Origin of the sequence: Oceanimonas sp. GK1, from assembly GCF_000243075.1 — a bacterium.
In the GTDB taxonomy this organism is placed as follows: domain Bacteria; phylum Pseudomonadota; class Gammaproteobacteria; order Enterobacterales; family Aeromonadaceae; genus Oceanimonas.
On record NC_016745.1, the window covers coordinates 21,619 to 40,468 of the forward strand.

Consider the following 18,850-nt stretch of genomic DNA (forward strand, 5'->3'; position numbering starts at 1 on the left):
AGGCTTTTTATGAATCTGGTCGGCATGAGAGGATTCGAACCTCCGACCCCTTCGTCCCGAACGAAGTGCGCTACCAGGCTGCGCTACATGCCGTTAACGGGGCGAGAATGTACCGAAACGCCGGTGCCCTTGCAAGCCCTTTTTCATCAAAAATCCGCTTTTGGGCCCAATAATCGCATGGTCCAGTCATCCACCCGACCGGCGGCCAAATAATCCGCCGCTTTTTTACGCCAACTGGCGGATAATTGTTCAATTCCGACCAGCTGGCGCAGCCCGTCGGCATCGAACCCCCGGTTGAACATAATATCGCCGGCCCGCTTTACCGGCATGGCGGGACAGGGCCGCTCCATCAGCTCAAGGGGCGAGATGGGGGTGACCACGCCTTCCTCCAGCACTCGCAGCAGCCAGCCGGTGCGGCCATTGGCCTGCACCAGCACCGAGAAAAAATCGTGACCAAAGCGGGCATTGAGCTTGTAGCAGGGGGAACGCGGCTGGCTGATCTGCACCAGGGCGTCCCCCAGCCGAAACACATCGCCAATGCAGGCGCTGTCTTCGGTCAGTCCGGTGCCGGACAGGTTTTCGCCAAAGGCGCCCGGCACCAGCCGCTTGCGGCTGTCGTTCAGCCCCATGCCCTCGAACCACTGGCGCCACACCGGGTAATGCTCCGCCGGATAATAATGCAGCGCCCGCTCGGGGCCGCCGTGAAACCGGGTGGACACCTGCGCATCTCCTTCCAGCCCGGTGCGGCGGCAAAGCAGGGCGGCGCCGACGGGCTGTTTGTCGATGGCGCTGTCGATGCCCGGCGCCAGCGGTTTTGCCTGTCCGGTGAGAAGGGTGACTCGCATGGGTGGCTCCTGTGGTGATATTCATCGTTACCCGTGATGACATCAAGCGGCAAAAATACCTTCACATAAAATCATTATTTACCCTATCGGGCAAGCCTCTTTAGAGCATCCATCCTGCTCACCGGCTTGAAAAAGCCGAACGGCGGGCCCAATAATCCTTACAACCTTATCGGCAAACGGAGCCGCCTTTATTCATGAAAATTGCCTTTTTCAGCACCCGCCCCTACATGCAGGCGCCCTTTGCCGAGCACAACCGCCACCACGGCTTTGACATCACCTGGTTCGATGCCGGCCTGAACGCCGACACCGCCGTGCTGGGCAAGGGCTTTGACGCCGTGTGCGTGTTCGTCAACGATCAGCTGGATGCGGACGTCATTCAGATCCTGGCCGACGGTGGCGTCAAATGCATCGCCCTGCGCTGTGCCGGCTATAACAACGTGGATCTCCGGGCCGCCACCAACGCCGGCATCGAGGTGGTGCGGGTACCCGCCTATTCTCCCGAGGCGGTTGCCGAACACACCGTGGGCCTGATGCTGAGCCTCAACCGTCATATTCACAAGGCCTATCAGCGCACCCGGGACGCCAACTTCTCCCTCAATGGCCTGGTGGGTTTCAACATGCACGGCAAAACCGCCGGTATTATCGGCGCCGGCAAAATCGGCCTGGCCACCCTGCGTATTCTCAAAGGCCTGGGCATGACCCTGCTGGTGCACGACCCGCTGCAAGATCCCGAGGTGCTGGCCCTGGGCGCCCGTTACGTGGAGCTGGAGCAACTGTTTGCGGCGTCCGACGTCGTAAGCCTGCACTGCCCGCTGACCCCGGATAATCACCACCTGCTCAACCGGGACAGCTTTGCGCAAATGAAGGACGGGGTGATGATCATCAACACCAGCCGGGGCGGCCTGCTCAATGCCAGGGATGCCATTGCCGCCATCAACAGCGGCAAAATCGGCCACCTGGGGCTGGATGTGTACGAGGAAGAAGAGCATCTGTTCTTTGAAGACAAATCCAGCGAGATCATTGATGACGAGATCTTCCACTTGCTTTCAGCCTATCCCAACGTCATTCTCACTGGACACCAGGCTTTTTTAACGAACGAAGCACTGGGCGCTATCGCCCGAACCACCCTCGACAACCTGCAATGCCTGGCCGATGGCCGGCCCTGCGATAACAAGATTAACTAAGGAGCACTTATGAAACTCGCCCTTGCCGCCACCACCGCCCTGCTGCTTACCGCCTGCAGCGGCGGCCTGAAAGTGGTTGAATCGGATCTGCAGCATCATCACTGGAAGCTGGCCGCCATCGACGGCGTGGCCGTCGACTCAGACATTCAGTCAGAGCTGGAAATCGGCGAGCACTTTTCCATTAACGGCCAGGCCGGCTGTAACCGCTTCTTCGGCAGTGCCACCCTGGAGCAGGGCGTGCTCAAGGCCGAGCCCCTGGGCGTGACCCAGATGGCCTGCTCGCCCCTGGCACAACAGGTGGAAACCGCCGTGCTGGATACCCTCACCAAGGGCGCCGTGGTCCGCCACCAGGGCCAGCAGCTGGAGCTGAAGGGCGAGCAATACACCCTTTCCTATGAACTGGCCGACTGGATGAAATAATGAGTGAACATTACCTTGTGTGTCCGGCCTGCCAGGCCCGCAACCGGGTACCCGCCGAGCGCCTGCAACAGGGCCCCAAATGTGGCAAGTGCAAGGCCGCGCTGACCCCGGCCACGGCCCTGGAGCTGGACGGCCCCAGGCTGGACCGGCTGCTCGCCAACGAAAGCCTGCCGCTGATTATCGACTTCTGGGCGCCCTGGTGCGGCCCCTGCAAAATGATGGCACCGGTGTTTGAGGCCGCCGCCGGCGAGCACGCCGGCCGGCTACGCCTGGCCAAGCTCAATACCGAAGCCCACCAGCAGGCCGCCGGTCGCTTTGGCATTCGCTCCATTCCCACCCTGATCGCCTTCAGAGACGGAGAGGAAATCGCCCGCCAGTCCGGGGCCCTGTCCGCCAGCCAGCTTAGCCAGTGGCTGCGTCAGTTTTATTGATAATCCTTACGAGCGCTTTGCCCTGAAAGCGCTCATTATTCTGTTCGGACAAGACTTTCTACATTCATATTTTTTGAATATTCGGCTCGAATATTCCCGCTATATGCCAGCCTTCGTTCATCCATAATGATCCTGTACTCATCATTGACAGGAGCATTCCATGGGCAAGCTGATCGAGGGCGTCTGGCACGATGTCTGGTACGACACCGACAAAAACAAGGGCCGGTTTGAACGCAGCGAAAGCCAGTTCAGAAACTGGATCACCCCGGACGGCCGCCCCGGCCCCACCGGTGATGGCGGCTTTGCCGCCGAGCCGGATCGCTACCACCTTTATGTGTCTCTCGCCTGCCCCTGGGCCCACCGTACCCTGATACTGCGCCGGCTGAAGGGGCTGGAGAGCCTGATCTCGGTGTCGGTGGTACACCCGCTGATGGCCGAGCACGGCTGGACCTTCGACAGCGGTGTTGAGGGCAGCACCGGCGACTCATTATACGGCCACGACTACCTGCACCAGCTCTACACTCAGGCCGACGCCCGTTACTCGGGCCGGGTCACGGTGCCGGTGCTGTGGGACAAGCAGCGTCAGACCATCGTCAGCAACGAGTCGGCAGACATCATTCGCATGTTCAACAGCGCCTTTGACAATGCTGGCGCAACCGAGGGTGATTACTACCCGGCAGCACTCCGGGAAGAGATCGACGCCCTGAACCGTACCATTTACGACCACATCAACAACGGCGTTTACAAGGCCGGTTTTGCCACCTCGCAAAAGGCCTATGACGAGGCCATCACGCCCCTGTTTGACACCCTGGGCGAGCTGGATCAACGCCTGGGCCAGCAGCGCTGGCTGCTGGGCAACCGGCTGACCGAGGCGGATATTCGGCTGTGGACCACCCTGGTCCGCTTTGATGCGGTCTATCACACCCATTTCAAGTGTGATCGCCACCGTATTGCTGATTATCACAACCTTTACGGCTTTTTACGCGATCTTTACCAGCAGCCCGGCATGGCCGATACCGTCAATATGGCGCACATTCGTCATCACTATTTTTGCAGCCACGCCACCATTAACCCCCACGGCATTATTTCCACCGGGCCGCAGCAGGACTGGTGGCAGCCCCACCATCGGGCAGCCCACTTTCCATCAGGAGCAACCAGATGACACCACGTTCCATTACCACCCTTTACCCGGCTCTGGACACCCAGGACGGGGCCGGCGTGCGGCTGCGCCGGGTGCTCGGGCAACACCCCGGGCAGCGGCTGGATCCTTATCTGATGATGGATCATTTCGCCTCGGACGACGCCAGCGACTATATCGCCGGCTTTCCCGACCATCCCCACCGGGGCTTTGAGACCATTACCTATATGCTCGACGGCCACATGCTGCACCGGGACCACATGGGCAATGAAGGCCACCTGCGCCCCGGCGATGTGCAGTGGATGACCGCCGGCCGGGGCGTGATCCATTCGGAAATGCCCCAGCAGGAAGCCGGCCGCATGCAGGGCTTTCAGATCTGGCTCAACCTGCCGGCGGCGCTGAAAATGCAGCCGGCCCGCTACCGGGACATTGCCGCCGACCAGCTGCCGCGCATTCCCTTGGACGGCGGCGAACTGGTGCTGCTGGCGGGTGAACTGGCCCTGGCCGGCCGGGTCTGGCAGGGCCCGATCCACAGCGAGCAGACGCAACCACTGATCGCCGATATTCGCCTGGCCCCGGATGAGCGGCTGAGCCTGCCGCTGGCGGCGGAACTCAGCGCCCTGGTGTATGCCTTTGAAGGCGAGCTGAGCATCAACGAGCGGCGGCTGCCACACGGGCAAAGCGCCCTGCTCAGCGCCGGCGATGCCCTGGAGCTCACCGCAGGCGTTAACGGCGGCCGGCTACTGCTGCTGGCCGGACGTCCACTCAACGAGCCGGTGGTGCAATACGGTCCCTTCGTGATGAACACCCAGGCGGAAATCGAGCAGGCGATCATGGATTATCGGGCCGGCAAACTGGTATAACAGGCATTTTCAGCCAGCAGGAAATCATTATGGATGCGCCGGAGCAGCAACGCCTGAAACGTATTCTTACCGACACTCGCAATATCGCCCTGGTGGGCGCCTCGAACCGGCCGGAGCGGGCCAGTTACCAGGTGATGGAGTACCTGCAGCAACAGGGCTACCGGGTTTATCCGGTCAACCCTCAGCTGGCCGGGGCCGTGATCCTGGGAGAGACCTGTGTGTCGGGCCTGGAAGATCTGGATCAGCCGGTGCAGCTGGTCAACGTGTTCCGCCGGGGCGAGTTCGCCGCCGACATCGCCCTGGATGCCATCGAGCACGAGGCCCTGTGCCTGTGGTTGCAGGAGGGCGTGAGCAGCCAGGCCGCCGCCGACGCCGCTGCCGAGGCCGAGCTGGAATACGTGGAAGACCGCTGCATCAAGGTCGTGCACCGGGAACTGCTGGGGTAAATCGTCTTCTGCAGCCATGAAGCCAGGTCGCACAAAGGAACAACTTCACGACACGCTTCGATCGTGAAGCTGCTCCCTTTGTTCTCCTCATTGGCATGTTTGCATGCCTGTTTGAAGCGCATGCAACAAAAGTAGAAAAGGGGCCTTTCGGCCCCTTTTATTTGTCAGTGGTGCTGATGCCCATCGTCGTGAGCCGGCTTCGCCGGTTTTTCATGAGCCGCTTCCACCGAGATTTCCACTGCCACCTCCCCCGCCTGCTCAAAGTTCAGGGTCAGGGGAAAGCGCTCGCCTTCTTTCGGCGCCTGCTTCAGGCCCATCAGCATCAGGTGATGGCCGCCCGGCGCCAGGGTAACGGACTCCCCCGCCGGTACCGGCAGCGTCTCCAGCTGGCGCATTTTCATCATGTCGCCGTCCATCACGTGAGTATGGATCTCCACCCGCTCGGCCACCGGGCTCTCGGCACCGAGCAGTACGTCACCGGCCTGGCCGTGGTTGTTGATCACCAGATAGGCGCTGCCGTTGACCGCCATGGGCGGGGCCGGACGACTCCAGGGGTGATCGATGTGCAGCCCGCCCTGCTCATAGTCATGGGCCAGGGCGCCGGTGGCGCTCAGCAACAGCAGGGAAGCGATGGCAGTGCGTATTCTGTTCATGTTTTCACTCCTTAACCTAAAAAAGTGCGGTGCCGCTCGGCACCGCCGGAATCCATTGCACGGGTAGTGAAAGATGAGTCCCGTCCATACTAGAAAAAAGTCACCTCTCGCACCATGCGGCGCATTGTCGCAGCCCTCAACGACCGACGGCGTGCTTTTGCAGCATGCGCTGCAGGGTACGCCGGTGCATGCCCAGGGCCCGGGCGGTGGCCGAAATATTGCCGTCGTGCTGCTGCAGCACAAACTGCACATATTCCCACTGATGACGTTTGAGCGACGGGGATTCTTCCTCGATACTCAGGCCCGCGGTCTGCTCGGCATCATCTTCTTCAAAGGCGGCAAGAATGGCGTCGATCTCCGCCGGTTTGGGCAGATACTGCACCGCGCCAAGTTTGATGGCGGCAATGGCGGTGCTGATGCTGGCATAGCCGGTAAGCACCACAATACGCGCCGCGGGCTGGGCTGCCACCAGTTCGGGCAGCAGTTGCAGGCCGCTTTCCCCGTCCAGGTTCAGATCCAGCAAAATGCCCTGGTAGTGGGCCGGCAGCGCCAGTGCCTCGGCCCCGGCTTGCGCCCAGTCCAGGGTCAGCCCCCGACGCTTAAAGCCCCGGCACAGCAAGCGGGCAAAGGTCTCGTTGTCATCCACCAGCAGAAAGTCGGTCATCATGACGCCACCTCCAGCGGCAGCAGGATACGGGCATAAACCCCGCCCTCGGCGTGATTACTGAGCTCCAGCCGGCCGTTCAGCCGCGACAGGGTGGCGTGGGACAGCCAGACTCCGAGCCCGAGGCCAGCGGGTTTGCCCGAGTCGAACTGATCCAGCCCGGCCCGGCGCAACTGGGCGTCGCTCAGCACGCCGCTGCGGTTATGCACGCCCAACTCCCAGTCACCGTTGTCGTGCAAGTGCGTATGCAGCTCGATGCGGCCTTCGCCGGCGTCGGCGGCATTATTGAGAATGTTGAACAGCGCCGGCCAGAACAGCGGGCTGAGCCGGACTTCCCGATCCTGCGCCGCGACCGGACGCCGCCAGTCGACCCGCACCTCCGGCCGCAGGTTCTGCCACTGGGCCAGCCGCTCGCCCAGGGTGCGGTACAGCCACACCGGCTCCCGCTCCGCCTGGCTCTGAGATTTAAGCCGGCTCAGAATATCGGCGCATTGCGCCAGCTGGGTATGAGCCAGTTGCAGATCCTCCTGTACTGCCCCGGGCAGGTTGGGGGTTTCGCGCAGCTCTTCGTTAAGCAGAAACAGGTTGTTGAGGGGCGTGGATAGCTGGTGAGTGAGGCTTGCCGCCTCCATCGCCAGAACCAGCAGCCGTTCGTCGGTATCCTGGCGCTGGTAGGCCTGATTGAGCCGCCGCTCCCGCTCCCCCAGAATGCGCACCAGCCGGGACACACTGGCGGTGATCAGCCCCGCCGACAAGGCAAAGGTCAGCCACATGCCTGCCAGATGCAGATTGAACAGGGCCTCGTGGTCGCCGTGGCCGGCGTGCTCCCCCGCCGGCAGCGGCACATGCCAGAAAAACAGCAGCAAATAGAGGACGGTGGCGATACCGGTGAGCCCCCAGGCAAAACGCGCCGAACACACCAGTGCGGCCATCACCAGCGGCAGCAAAAACAACACCGCCAATGGGTTGCTGGCGCCACCGGTCAGCCCCAGCACCAGTCCCAGCGCCAGCACATCCAGCAACAGGCCACGCTGCAACAAGACCCGGGCCGCCCCCCGGCGCCCGGTCCGGGCCAGCCACCCATTGAGCCCGGCCATGCTCGCCGCCACCACGGCCAGCGGCAGCAGCGGCAAGCCGAGTTGCAGCAGGTAAAACACCAAAGTGCTGGTGCCCAGCACGGCCACAAACACCCAACGGCTGTACAGGCTGAAACGCAGCACGCGATCCAGATCGAGCAATGGCAGGGTGGCGGAAAGGGGTCTGGTCATGGCGGCGGAACAACACACAAACAAAGCGCCATGGTAGCACGAATAAAAACGCCACAAGTGCGGCAAAATGTCGCACTTGTGGCGTGTCGGCGAAGAGCAACCCTGCTGCTGCTTCGCATTGCCAAATCCTCAAGAGGGTGTTTTGGCTACCTTAACAGGCTCAACAGTGACCGGCTCGCTTTCCTCGGCGTCGGCCCGCTTGCCCAGTAACCGCAGGCCGGCGGCCATGGCCAGGGTGCAGAGCACAATGCCCAGCCACCAGGGCATGCCGTAGGCCACGGGCACCACACCGAACAGGGTGGCGATCACCCCCACAAACAGCGCATAAGGCAGCTGGGTGCGCACATGCTCCACCAGGCCGCAGCCCGAGGCCATGGCCGCCAGCAGCGTGGTCTCGGCCAGGGGCGAACAATGGTCGCCCCAAACCGCCCCCGCCAGCACCGCCGCCACCGAGGCGTAGAATAGGTGCATGGCCTCCGGGTCGCCGGCCAGGCCGTGGTGCTGCAGCACCGCCCAGGCCAGGGGTACCACCAGGGGCATCATGATGCCCATCACCCCCCAGGAAGAGCCGGTGGCAAAGGCGGTAAAGGCCGACAGCACAAACACGCTCACCGGAATCAGCTCCGGCTGCAGGCTGTCGCTGAGCACGCTCACCAGATAATCGCTGGTGTTCAGGGTTTCGTTCACCGACGACAGTGCCCAGGCCATCATCAGAATGGTGATGGGCAGCAGCATCGACTTCACCCCTTCAAACCAGTAATGAGCGGCTTCATCCATGCTCAGCAGGCCCTGAATCCGGGTCATCACCAGTGCCACCAGGGTACTGAGCAGGGAGCCCCACATCATGGCGGTAAAGGAGTCGCTGTTACCGAACACGTCACGCAGGCTGGCCTCGGCGGGGAAACCCAGTTCACTCAGGCCGGTGTACCAGATGCCGCCAAGGGTGGTCACCACCAGCACCGTCATGGGAATAATGGCGTTCAGGGCGCGGTGGGGAATGCCCGGCTTGGCATCGATGCTGGCTTCCTCAGCAATGGCTTCCCGGTCGGTCAGGCCATCGTCCACTTCCGCCTGCCGGCGCACCGCCCGCTGTTCGGCCCTGAGCATGGGGCCAAAGTCCCGGCCGGAAAGGCTTATCATGAACACGAACACCAGCGCCAGAATGGGATAAAAGCTGTAGCTGATGGACGCCATAAACACGCCATAGGCGGAGCCGTCAAAGCCGTCCACCAGACTGAGCGCCTCGTCAATCAGCCCCACCTGAAAGCCAATCCAGGTGGTCACCAGCAAAATGGCGGACACAGGCGCGGCGGTGGAGTCCACCAGATAGGCCAGCTTTTCCCGGGAGATGCGCAGCCGGTCGGTGATGTTACGCATGGTATTGCCGACGATCAGCGCATTGGCGTAGTCGTCAAAGAAAATGGCGGTGCCCAGCAGACCGGTGGTGGTCTGGGCGCTGCGCCGGCCGCGCACAAAGCGGGTAATGTGCCGGGCAATGCCCACGGTGCCGCCGTTACGAGAAATAATGCCCACCATGCCGCCGATCAGCAGACAGAACAGCACCACCGACATATGCTCCGAGTCGCTGGCGGCGGCCAGCACGTGCACGTTGACCGAGTCGAGCACGCTGTTAAGCAGCTTGTCGCCGGCCAGGCCATAACCCAGCCAGCCGCCGCAGCAGATGGCCACAAACAGCGCCAGTATCACCTGCCGGAACGCCAGTGCCAGCACAATGGCCAGCAGCGCCGGCACCACCGACAGCCAAGCGGCAATGGCCGGGCTGGCTGCTTCGGCCAGCACAGTGCCGGCCTCATTCTGCAGGCTGAGCGCCAGGCTGTCGGCCTCGGTGACCAGCTCAATGCTGGCCTCGCCGTCCACCGGCATCAGGGCATGACGACGCTCCCCCTGCACCAGCCACAGCGGCTGGTCGGTGGTGCCGCTCACCGTCACGTCAAAGGGAATGCCCTTCAGCACCAGGGCCGGGACGTCAAGGGTGGGCTCGCTGGCCCGGGCCAGCCCGGGCAGCAGTAAAACAAGGGCCAGCAGCGACGTCAGCCAGCGCCGAACATTACATCCTTCCATGGGACTTCTCCTGTCAGACCGAACGCAGGTACCAGTCATACTCTTGCGAGCTGACGTGGCGCATAAACAGTTGTCGCTCGCCGTAGCGGTTGGCGTGGTACACCCGGCAAAACTCCTGACCCAGGTATTCCGGCAGGATTTCGTTGCGCTGCCACTGATCCAGCGCCTGGATCCAGCTGTTGGGCAGGCTGGGCGGATGGCTGGCATAGGCGTTGCCGGTAACGGGCTCGGGGGCGCTCAGCCGGTGCGTCAGGCCATAGTGAATGCCGGCCAATATGCTCGCCACCAGCAGGTAGGGATTGACATCGGCACCGGCCACGCGATGCTCCAGCCGGCGGGCGGCGGGGTTGCCGCCGGGAATGCGTACCGCCACGGTGCGGTTGTCGGCGCCCCAGGTCTGGCTCATGGGTACGTAAAAACCGGGCTGAAAACGACGGTAGCTGTTGGCATTGGGGGCAAACACCACCATGGACTCGGGCATCAGCGCCAGTACCCCGGCCACCGCCTGTTGCAGCAGCTCGCTACCCAGCGGATGGTCGTCATCACCGCAGCAACGGTTGTTGCCCTCGCTGTCCACCAGGCTCACGTGAATATGGGTGCCGCTGCCCGCCTCCTGGTTATAGGGCTTGGCCATAAAGGTAGCTTCCATGCTGTGGCGGGCCGCCACGCCTTTAATCAGCCGCTTGAGCAGCACCGCCTCGTCGCAGGCCTGCATGGCATCGGGTCGGTGCTTGAGGTTGATCTCGAACTGGCCCGGCGCACACTCGGCAATGGCGGTGTCTACCGGCAGATTCTGGATCAGCGCCGCATGCTGAATGCTTTCAAGAAAATCGCAGTAGTCATCCAGATCCGACAGCGAATACACCTGGCACTGACGATCCCGCTTGCCGCTGACCGGCGACAGCGGCGGCTGCAGCTGATGATCGCGGTCCCGCTCCCGATCGATCACGTAGAACTCGGTTTCCACCGCCACCACCGGCGTCAGGCCCAGGGTGGCAAAGCGATCCAGCACCCGCTGCAGCACATGGCGGGGATCGTACACAAAGGGACTGCCGTCGTTTTCATACATGCTCATCAGCACCTGGGCACAGGGTCTGTCCTGCCAGGGCACCCGGCTCAGGGTGCCGGGCACCGGAAAGCACAGCCGGTCGCCTTCACCCTGATCCAGCCCCAGTCCGGTTTCCTCAATGGTGTTGCCGTTAATGTCGAGGGCAAACAGCGAGGCCGGCAGGCAAACCCCTTCCTCGTAGGCCTTGAGCAGGCTGTCCCGGGGAATACGCTTGCCGCGGATCACCCCGTTGATGTCGCCGATCATCAGATCGATGGAATTGATATCCGGGTTTCGTTCCAGAAACTCCCGGGCCTCTTGCATGCCCCTGTCACTCATGGTGACCTCCATGTTGTGTTTTGATAACCATCAAGAATGTGACTTGTTATAGGATAATGAACAAAACAAGGCAATCACTCAGGCGTCACAATGGTTAACAAATTGTAAAAAAGAGTTAACTCTGTCACATATTTCAAACCAGACCTTCCTTTTAAAGCCTATTTTCACTGGATTTAGGCTGATTGGCGTGCTTCCATGAGGTTATGGATTCGGCACTCAAGGCCGTTGAATATATAAACCAATCGGTTTGAGCGGGTGAAAATATGGAAAGAATAATGCACAAGCCCCTGATCGGCGTGACCGCCTGTCAGCGACAGATTGAAGGACACCATTGCCACATGGTGGTGAACAAGTACGTGGACGCCCTGCGCCATTCGGCAGGGGTGGAAGTGGTGCTGCTGCCGGCCCTGGCCGAAGGCCTGAATGAAGGGATCCTGGCGCGGCTCGACGGCCTTTGCCTGACCGGCAGCTACAGCAATGTGGATCCGCGCCATTACGCCGCGGATCGGGATCATCCCGACTACCGACTGGATCCGGATCGGGACGGATCCGCACTGTCACTGATCCGCGCCGCCCGCCGGCTGAAATTGCCCCTGCTCGGCATCTGCCGCGGCCTGCAGGAAATGAACGTGGCCTGGGGCGGCAGCCTGCGCCAGCCGCTGCAGGAGCTGCCCGGCCTGATGGATCACCGCGAGCCGGACAGCCCAGGTGTTAACAGCCACTACGAGCCCGCCCACGCTCTCAGCCTGAATCCGGACGGCCTGCTGCACCGGCTGACCGGCGAGCTGAATTTTGAGGTGAATTCGCTGCACCAGCAAGGCATCGACCGCCTCGGCGATGGCCTGCTGGCCGAGGCCCTGGCACCGGACGGTCTGGTGGAAGCCATCAGTGATCCCACCCTGCCCTTTGCCTTGGGCGTGCAGTGGCATCCGGAATGGCGCACCGACGAACACCCGCTCTATGCCGCCATCTTTACCGCCTTTGGCACCGCCTGCGCGAACTACCGCCAGCGCGTCAACGCCTGAAAAACATGAAGAAAAAGGACACCATCATGCATCAGTACAACACTCAAGCATTACGCGAACAGGACGGCCAGCACCACCTGCATCCCTTTACCGACACCAAGGATCTGGGCAGCAACAGCCGCATCATTACCGGGGCTGAAGGCATTTATATTGTTGACTCCGAAGGCAACCGCATTCTCGATGCCATGGCCGGCCTGTGGTGCGTGAACCTGGGCTATGGCCGTCAGGAGCTGGTGGACGCCGCCGCCGCCCAGATGACCGAGCTGCCCTACTACAACAACTTCTTCAAGACCGCCCACCCGCCGGCGATCAAACTGGCCAAAAAGCTCACCGAGCTGGCCCCGGAGCACATCAACCACGTGTTCTTTACCGGTTCCGGATCCGAGTCCAACGACACTGTGGTACGCATGGTGCGCCGCTACTGGCAACTCAAGGGCCAGCCGGAAAAAACCGTGATCATCGGTCGGCGCAACGGCTACCACGGCTCCACCGTGGCCGGCGCCAGCCTGGGCGGCATGGCCCCCATGCACGAGCAGGGCGGCCCCATGCTGCCGGACATTGAACACATCGCCCAGCCCTACTGGTTTGGCGAAGGCCGGGAAATGAGCCCGGAAGCATTCGGCCTGCTGGCGGCCCGGTCGCTGGAGCAGAAGATCAAGGAGCTGGGTGTGGACCGGGTGGCGGCCTTTATTGCCGAGCCGGTGCAGGGTGCCGGCGGCGTGATCATTCCGCCCGAAAGCTACTGGCCCGAAATTCAGCGCATCTGCGATCACTACGGCATTCTGCTGATTGCCGACGAAGTAATTTGCGGCTTTGGCCGGCTGGGCCAGTGGTTCGGCAGCCAGCACTTCAATATCAAGCCCGATCTCATGCCCATCGCCAAGGGACTGTCTTCCGGTTACCTGCCCATCGGCGGCGTGCTGGTGGGCGACCGGGTGGCCGAGACCCTGATCGAGCAAGGCGGCGAGTTCTACCACGGCTTTACCTACTCCGGTCATCCGGCCTGCGCCGCCGTAGCCCTGCGCAACCTGGAGCTGATGGAAGAAGACGGCGTGCTCGAGCATGTGCGTAACGAGGCCGCGCCCTACTTTGCCGAACGCTGGGCCAGCCTGGCGGATCACCCGCTGGTGGGCGAGGCCCGCAGTCTGGGACTGCTGGGTGCGCTGGAGCTGGTGGCCGACAAAACCACCCTGGCCCGTTTTGAGCCGGGTATCGGCGGCCGCTGCCGGGACAACTGCTTTAACACCGGCATCGTCATGCGCTCCGTGGGCGAAACCATGGTGGTGTCTCCGCCCCTGGTGATCACCAAGCCCGAGATTGACGAGCTGGTGCGCCTGGCCCGTGAGAGCCTGGACACCACAGCCCGCCAGCTCGGCATCATGAGCTAAGGAGACGACCATGAGCCAACACACCCTTGCCCACTGGCAAGCCCTGAGTGAAGGACTGCGGCCCGAGGGCCGCGCCTTTATCAACGGCTGTTACTGCAACGCCATTGCCGGCGAACGCTTTGCCAGTGTTAACCCGGCCACCGGACAGCCACTGGCCGAGGTGGCCAGCTGCGACGAGCAGGACGCCAACCTGGCGGTAGCCCACGCGCGCACCGCCCTGCCCCACTGGGCCGGACTCGCACCGGCCGAGCGCAAACAAGTATTGCTGCGCTTTGCCGACCTGGTAGAGCAACACGCCGAGGAGCTGGCGCTGCTGGAAACCCTGGACATGGGCAAGCCTATTTCCAACAGCCTGGAGGTGGACCTGCCCGCGGCGGTGCGCTGCCTGCGCTGGAACGCCGAGGCCATCGACAAGGTGTATGGCGAAATCGCCCCCACTGCCGCCAGCAGCCTGGGGCTGGTGACCCGGGAACCTTTGGGCGTGGTGGCCGCCATCGTACCCTGGAACTTTCCGCTGATGATGGCCTGCTGGAAAATCGCCCCGGCCCTGGCCGCCGGCAATACCGTGATTTTAAAGCCCTCGGAGAAGTCCCCCTTAAGCGCCCTGCGGCTGGCGGCCCTGGCCCATGACGCCGGCCTGCCCGCCGGCGTGTTGCAGGTGCTGCCCGGCTACGGTCATACCGTGGGCAAGGCACTGGCGCTGCATATGGACGTTAACGCCCTGGCCTTTACCGGCTCCACCGGCGTGGGCAAGCGGCTAACCCAGTATGCGGGCGAGTCCAACCTAAAGCGCACCTTTATGGAGTGCGGCGGCAAGAGCGCCAATATCGTGTTTGCCGACGCCGGCAATCTGGATCGCGTGGCGCAACAGGCGGCCCAGGCCATTTTCTACAACCAGGGCGAGGTGTGCATTGCCGGTTCCCGACTGCTGGTGGAAAACGCCATCAAGGACGAGCTGGTAGAGCGCATTGTGCACCACGCAGCCGCCTGGCAGCCGGGCAACCCGTTGGATCCGACCACCACCATGGGGGCCATTGTGGATGCCACCCAGCTCGACGGCATTGCCGGCCATGTGGCGGCGGCACACAAGCAGGGCGCGCGCCTGCGCACTGGCGGCGAGCCGGTGAGCATAAATGGCGGCCTGTATTTTGCTCCCACTGTGTTTGATAACGTGGACAACAACATGGCGCTGGCGCGGGAAGAGGTGTTCGGCCCGGTGCTGGCGGTGATCGGCTTTGACAGCGCCGACGAAGCGGTGGCCATTGCCAACGACTCACCCTACGGCCTGGCGGCGGCGGTCTGGACCCAGAATCTCGACCGCGCCCTGACCACGGCGCGGCGGCTGGAGTCGGGCCAGGTATTCGTTAACAACTACGCCGGTGGCGACATGACGGTGCCCTTTGGCGGTTACAAGCAGTCCGGCAACGGCCGCGACAAGTCGCTGCATTCTCTGGCCGAATACAGCCAGCTGAAAACCACCTGGATAGAGTTTGGGGCGGGATGATGGCGGTGTGAAACACAAACAGGCCGAAAAACACCAAGGGCGCCGAAAGGCGCCCTTTCTTTTTACTCCACTCCCAACTGCCGCAAAAACAGCTGAAATAGCTCAGCCTGACTGTTAATGGCGAGTTTGCCGTAAATATTCTTGCGGTGGTTCTTCACCGTGCCGGGGCTGATACACAGCAGGTCGGCAATGGCCGGGGCACTGTGCCCTTGCAAAAACAGCCGTGCCACCTGCTGCTCACGCTCGCTCAGACGTTCATCCATAAACTCTTCAGAGCCCGCCCCATCGTCACCCGCAGGCTGCCAGTGGTGCTTTTCCAGCAGCGCCTGCAACAGGGGGAACAGGTAGGCCATTTTTTCGCTAAGCAGGTGACCGTCAGGGTGCGGCTGGGGCTGATAAAAGCCAAAGGAAAAAGCCAGGGTGGCATTCGTGTTGGGTGAGAAGAAACACATCAGCTCGTCATGCAAGCCCAGTCCGGTGTAGTAGGTCAGAAAATACTCGGTGCGCCGAAACTCGGAGGGGGCAATGTCGTCCAGACGGAACACGCCGGCGGCAGGCCGGTTCAGCCAGTGCTGGTAAAAAGGGTCGAGCTGATACATGCCGGCACAGTAAGGATGCAGGGTTTTCGCTTCCTGACGGTGGTTCAGATTATGCAACAGTATTTCGGGGCTGCGCCGGCGGTGAAACCGGCATAACACCAGATCGATACCGGCAAAGTAACTTTCCAGGCAGGCCTGAAGCTCGGGAAGAAATCCCTTGCAATCAACTTGTGACAACAGTTGAGCCAGGGGTTCAAGAGAAGTGGGTGCAATATCCTTTTGCATGAACGCCATATTCACCGACCAATAAAACGGTGAATAAAATGTAACACTCCAAACAGGCCCTGACCAGTTTTTGCGCTGGTTCAGGGCCGGGTCATCAGGCGTGAATATCCGTCAGCAAGGGCACAAGACTTTCGAGCAGCGCCGCCTGGTGGGGCTGCAGTTCCTGCTGGCCCCAGCGGGCGATATCACCGCCGGCGGGATCGGGCACATGAATGTCACTCTGGCTCAGGGTTTCGATCACCCGGTGACCGCAGAAGGGCACATAACCTTCCGAATAGCCCCCTTCGTGCACCATCACCAGCCGGCCCCGGCACAGGCGATCGGCGGCGGCCATCACGTTGGCGGTGAGCTGGCCAAAAGCATCGGCATTGAGCAGCATGCAGCCGAGCGGATCCATGGCGCTGGCATCAAAGCCACAGGCCACCACGATCAGCTCCGGCTTGAAACGATCCAGTGCCGGGATCACCAGTTGATCCATGGCCGCCAGGTAGGTACCGATACCGGATCCGGCCGGCAGCGGCACATTAAGGTTATAACCAAAGCCGGCGCCGCTGCCCCGCTCCTCCGCGCTGCCCGAGCCCACGGGATAGTTGTTGTCGTGATGCAGGGAAAGGGTCAGCACCTCCGCATCCTCATAAAACGCCTGCTGGGTGCCGTTGCCATGGTGCACGTCCCAGTCGATGACCGCCACCCGGCGCACCAGGCCCTGGGCCTGAGCCGCCCGAATGGCGATGGGAATATTGCCAAGCAGGCAAAACCCCATGCCCCGGTCCGCTTCGGCGTGATGGCCGGGCGGACGCGACAGGCAATAGCCGTTGTCGACCTCGCCGTTGAGCACCGCCGCCACCGTGGCCATGGCCAGGCCGGCCGAGCGGCAGGCAATGGGAAAGGCATCCTGGCGAAAGGGCGCATACTGGCCGGCATCACCGAAGCCCTGCTCGCTCATGACGCTGAGCTCGTCGATGTAACGCTCGGTATGAAAGCGCAGCAAATCTTCCCGCGCCGCCGGTGCCGCGTTCACCGGCGTCAGCTGCTCCAGCAGGCCGCTGACCGCCAGCAGGTTGCGCAGCCGGCGCTTGGTTTCCGGGTGCTCGGCGGCGGCGGCGGGCTGCACAAAGCCACCGGGTCGGTCGAACACCGAGCAGGGGCCGGCATCGTGCCACAGGCAGTGTTCGTGAAAGGCGAATCCAGTTCGTTTCATCTTGCTCTCCTTGTTCGGAATCAGGCCAGCAGCCACAACAGCAGGGTGGTGACGGCGGCGGCAATCAGGGTATAGGGCAGTTGGCTGAGGGCATGCTGCATCGGGCTGATGCCGCATCCCCGGGCGGAAATCACGGTGGAGTCGCCAAAGAAGCAGGCGTGGCTGCCAAAGGCACCGGCCGACACCAGGGCGCCCAGGGTCAGCGCCATGTTGGCGTCCAGAGCCTGAGCCAGGGGCACCATGATCGGAAAGGCGATGGCATAGACGCCCCAGAAGGAGCCGGTGGCAAAGGTCAGCCCGGCCAGTACCAGAAAGCTGAGCGCCGGCAGCCACTGGGCGTTCATGTAGGGGGTGATGGTGTCGATCAGATAGGGCGCCAGCCCCAGTTTCTCGTTGACCGCCTGTAGCACGAAGGCCGCGAACACGATGCCCAGGGGCAGTAACATGGTAGCCATGCCCTGAATAATTTCATCAAACAACCGGGGCAGGCTGGCCAGCCCCTGCAGCCGGTACAGCACCAGCGACACCACCAGGGCACAGCCCACGCCCATCAGGGCATCGATATCGAAATACCAGGTGGCCAGCAGCAGGGTCAGTACCGGCAGCATGAAGTTCATCAGCCGCGGCGGCTGACGGTGGCCCGGCTCGTCCTGATCCACCGACATGCTGTTGCCTGCAAGGCAGTCCCGCTCTGCCTTTTTCATTGAACCAAACAGCGGGATCACCCCAAAGGCCACCAGCGGCACCAGCAGCAGCGCCACCCAGGGGTACACCAGATAGGGCAACAGGCTCAGGTAATAATTGAAGCCTTCCCCTTCGGACACCAGGCCATTGGCTTCAATCAGCCCGGCGAGATAAATCACCCAGGTGGAAAAAGGGATCAGCAGGCACACCGGCGCCGAGGTGGAGTCCACCACATAGGCCAGCATGTCCCGGGAGATTTTCAACTTGTCCGACAGCTTGCGCATGGCGGTGCTAACGGTCAGGGCGTTGAGGTAGTCATCGATAAAAATGGCAATGCCCAGCAGCCAGCTGGCCACCAGGGCATGAGAGCGGCGCTTGACGTATTTGCCCAGGGCATCGCTGAAGGCCAGGGTGGCGCCGGAAAACTGCAGCAGCGCAATCAGGCTGCCGAGCAGGCCGCACACCAGAATAAGCCAGCCCATGATGGGCCCCTGCATTACCTCCAGGGTGCTGGCCACAAAGTTGTGCAGCGTCCGCTGTGGCTCCACCAGGGCAAAGCCCGTCAGGGCACCGGCCAGCAGCGGCTCCAGGGTACGTCGGGTCAGCAACGCCAGCCCCAGCACCACCAGGGTGGGCAGCAGGGCAAAGAGCCCGAATTCGCCTTCGCGGTTGCCCGCACCCAGAGATACCGCCAGCATCACCAGAGCGCTCAATATCATCAGCCGTAGCCAGCCGATGGGTAGCTTATCCACGCTGGGGGTCAGTATTTTTTCCATTGCCTCTTCCTCGTCTCTCCATTGACGCTTCATCATAGAAGGAGGCAGGATGTGGCCAACATGTCCC

At 62.2% G+C, this 18,850-nt stretch carries 18 protein-coding genes and 1 tRNA gene; 9 read left to right on the plus strand and 10 right to left on the minus strand.

What is annotated here, in order from left to right; genetic code table 11:
• Nucleotides 1–16 precede the first annotated feature (16 nt).
• Both GU3_RS00120 and GU3_RS00125 read right to left on the minus strand, forming a co-directional pair.
• Nucleotides 17–93 (minus strand) — tRNA-Pro (locus tag GU3_RS00120).
• A gap of 53 nt (nucleotides 94–146) precedes the next feature.
• Nucleotides 147–845: an MOSC domain-containing protein gene (locus GU3_RS00125; protein ID WP_014290518.1), complete on the minus strand. Its 699-nt coding sequence runs from the start codon at nucleotides 843–845 to the stop codon at nucleotides 147–149.
• A gap of 194 nt (nucleotides 846–1,039) precedes the next feature.
• On the opposite strand from GU3_RS00125, the gene GU3_RS00130 reads away from it, so the two are divergent.
• From GU3_RS00130 to GU3_RS00155, 6 genes are all read left to right on the plus strand, one after another.
• Nucleotides 1,040–2,029, plus strand: a complete 990-nt coding sequence (locus GU3_RS00130) for a 2-hydroxyacid dehydrogenase (protein ID WP_014290519.1) — start codon at nucleotides 1,040–1,042, stop codon at nucleotides 2,027–2,029.
• A 9-nt stretch (nucleotides 2,030–2,038) separates the two neighbouring features.
• The gene (locus tag GU3_RS00135; RefSeq protein ID WP_014290520.1) at nucleotides 2,039–2,449 is read left to right on the plus strand and encodes an META domain-containing protein; all 411 of its coding nucleotides are present in this window, start codon (nucleotides 2,039–2,041) and stop codon (nucleotides 2,447–2,449) included.
• Nucleotides 2,446–2,880: a thioredoxin TrxC gene (gene trxC, locus GU3_RS00140; RefSeq protein WP_193372539.1), complete on the plus strand. Its 435-nt coding sequence runs from the start codon at nucleotides 2,446–2,448 to the stop codon at nucleotides 2,878–2,880. The genes GU3_RS00135 and trxC overlap by 4 nt, the downstream gene beginning before the upstream one ends.
• Nucleotides 2,881–3,040: 160 nt before the next feature.
• Nucleotides 3,041–4,042, plus strand: coding sequence for a glutathione S-transferase family protein (locus tag GU3_RS00145; protein ID WP_014290522.1), 1,002 nt, complete (start codon nucleotides 3,041–3,043; stop codon nucleotides 4,040–4,042).
• Entirely contained in the window at nucleotides 4,039–4,881 is an 843-nt protein-coding gene (locus GU3_RS00150) for a pirin family protein (protein WP_014290523.1), read from the plus strand. The genes GU3_RS00145 and GU3_RS00150 overlap by 4 nt, the downstream gene beginning before the upstream one ends.
• Nucleotides 4,882–4,910: 29 nt before the next feature.
• Complete coding sequence (locus GU3_RS00155; protein ID WP_014290524.1) at nucleotides 4,911–5,327, plus strand: CoA-binding protein; 417 nt, start codon at nucleotides 4,911–4,913, stop codon at nucleotides 5,325–5,327.
• Nucleotides 5,328–5,491: 164 nt separating this feature from the next.
• On the opposite strand, the gene GU3_RS00160 is transcribed toward GU3_RS00155, so the two are convergent.
• The 5 genes from GU3_RS00160 to GU3_RS00180 form a co-directional block, all read right to left on the minus strand.
• Nucleotides 5,492–5,980, minus strand: coding sequence for a copper chaperone PCu(A)C (locus GU3_RS00160; RefSeq protein WP_014290525.1), 489 nt, complete (start codon nucleotides 5,978–5,980; stop codon nucleotides 5,492–5,494).
• Between the two features lie 136 nt (nucleotides 5,981–6,116).
• On the minus strand, nucleotides 6,117–6,647 hold the full coding sequence (locus GU3_RS00165; protein WP_014290526.1) for a response regulator transcription factor: 531 nt from the start codon (nucleotides 6,645–6,647) through the stop codon (nucleotides 6,117–6,119).
• Nucleotides 6,644–7,912, minus strand: a complete 1,269-nt coding sequence (locus GU3_RS00170; RefSeq protein WP_014290527.1) for a HAMP domain-containing sensor histidine kinase — start codon at nucleotides 7,910–7,912, stop codon at nucleotides 6,644–6,646. Before GU3_RS00170 ends, GU3_RS00165 begins: the two co-directional genes overlap by 4 nt.
• Nucleotides 7,913–8,041: 129 nt before the next feature.
• Complete coding sequence (locus GU3_RS00175; RefSeq protein ID WP_014290528.1) at nucleotides 8,042–9,994, minus strand: Na+/H+ antiporter NhaC family protein; 1,953 nt, start codon at nucleotides 9,992–9,994, stop codon at nucleotides 8,042–8,044.
• Between the two features lie 13 nt (nucleotides 9,995–10,007).
• On the minus strand, nucleotides 10,008–11,381 hold the full coding sequence (locus tag GU3_RS00180) for a glutamine synthetase family protein (RefSeq protein ID WP_014290529.1): 1,374 nt from the start codon (nucleotides 11,379–11,381) through the stop codon (nucleotides 10,008–10,010).
• A 275-nt stretch (nucleotides 11,382–11,656) separates the two neighbouring features.
• On the opposite strand from GU3_RS00180, the gene GU3_RS00185 reads away from it, so the two are divergent.
• From GU3_RS00185 to GU3_RS00195, 3 genes are read left to right on the plus strand one after another with little or no spacing between them, the layout of a single operon-like run.
• The gene (locus tag GU3_RS00185) at nucleotides 11,657–12,406 is read left to right on the plus strand and encodes a gamma-glutamyl-gamma-aminobutyrate hydrolase family protein (protein WP_014290530.1); all 750 of its coding nucleotides are present in this window, start codon (nucleotides 11,657–11,659) and stop codon (nucleotides 12,404–12,406) included.
• Between the two features lie 26 nt (nucleotides 12,407–12,432).
• Nucleotides 12,433–13,794 carry an aspartate aminotransferase family protein gene (locus GU3_RS00190; RefSeq protein ID WP_041543385.1) on the plus strand — a complete coding sequence of 454 codons (1,362 nt, stop codon included), beginning with the start codon at nucleotides 12,433–12,435 and terminating at the stop codon, nucleotides 13,792–13,794.
• A gap of 10 nt (nucleotides 13,795–13,804) precedes the next feature.
• Entirely contained in the window at nucleotides 13,805–15,298 is a 1,494-nt protein-coding gene (locus GU3_RS00195) for an aldehyde dehydrogenase (protein WP_014290532.1), read from the plus strand.
• Nucleotides 15,299–15,360: 62 nt separating this feature from the next.
• On the opposite strand, the gene GU3_RS00200 is transcribed toward GU3_RS00195, so the two are convergent.
• From GU3_RS00200 to GU3_RS00210, 3 genes are all read right to left on the minus strand, one after another.
• Nucleotides 15,361–16,074, minus strand: a complete 714-nt coding sequence (locus GU3_RS00200) for a response regulator transcription factor (protein ID WP_237711160.1) — start codon at nucleotides 16,072–16,074, stop codon at nucleotides 15,361–15,363.
• A gap of 142 nt (nucleotides 16,075–16,216) precedes the next feature.
• The gene (locus GU3_RS00205) at nucleotides 16,217–17,323 is read right to left on the minus strand and encodes a class II histone deacetylase (protein ID WP_014290534.1); all 1,107 of its coding nucleotides are present in this window, start codon (nucleotides 17,321–17,323) and stop codon (nucleotides 16,217–16,219) included.
• A 20-nt stretch (nucleotides 17,324–17,343) separates the two neighbouring features.
• Nucleotides 17,344–18,783, minus strand: a complete 1,440-nt coding sequence (locus tag GU3_RS00210; protein ID WP_014290535.1) for a Na+/H+ antiporter NhaC family protein — start codon at nucleotides 18,781–18,783, stop codon at nucleotides 17,344–17,346.
• Between the last annotated feature and the right edge of the window lie 67 nt (nucleotides 18,784–18,850).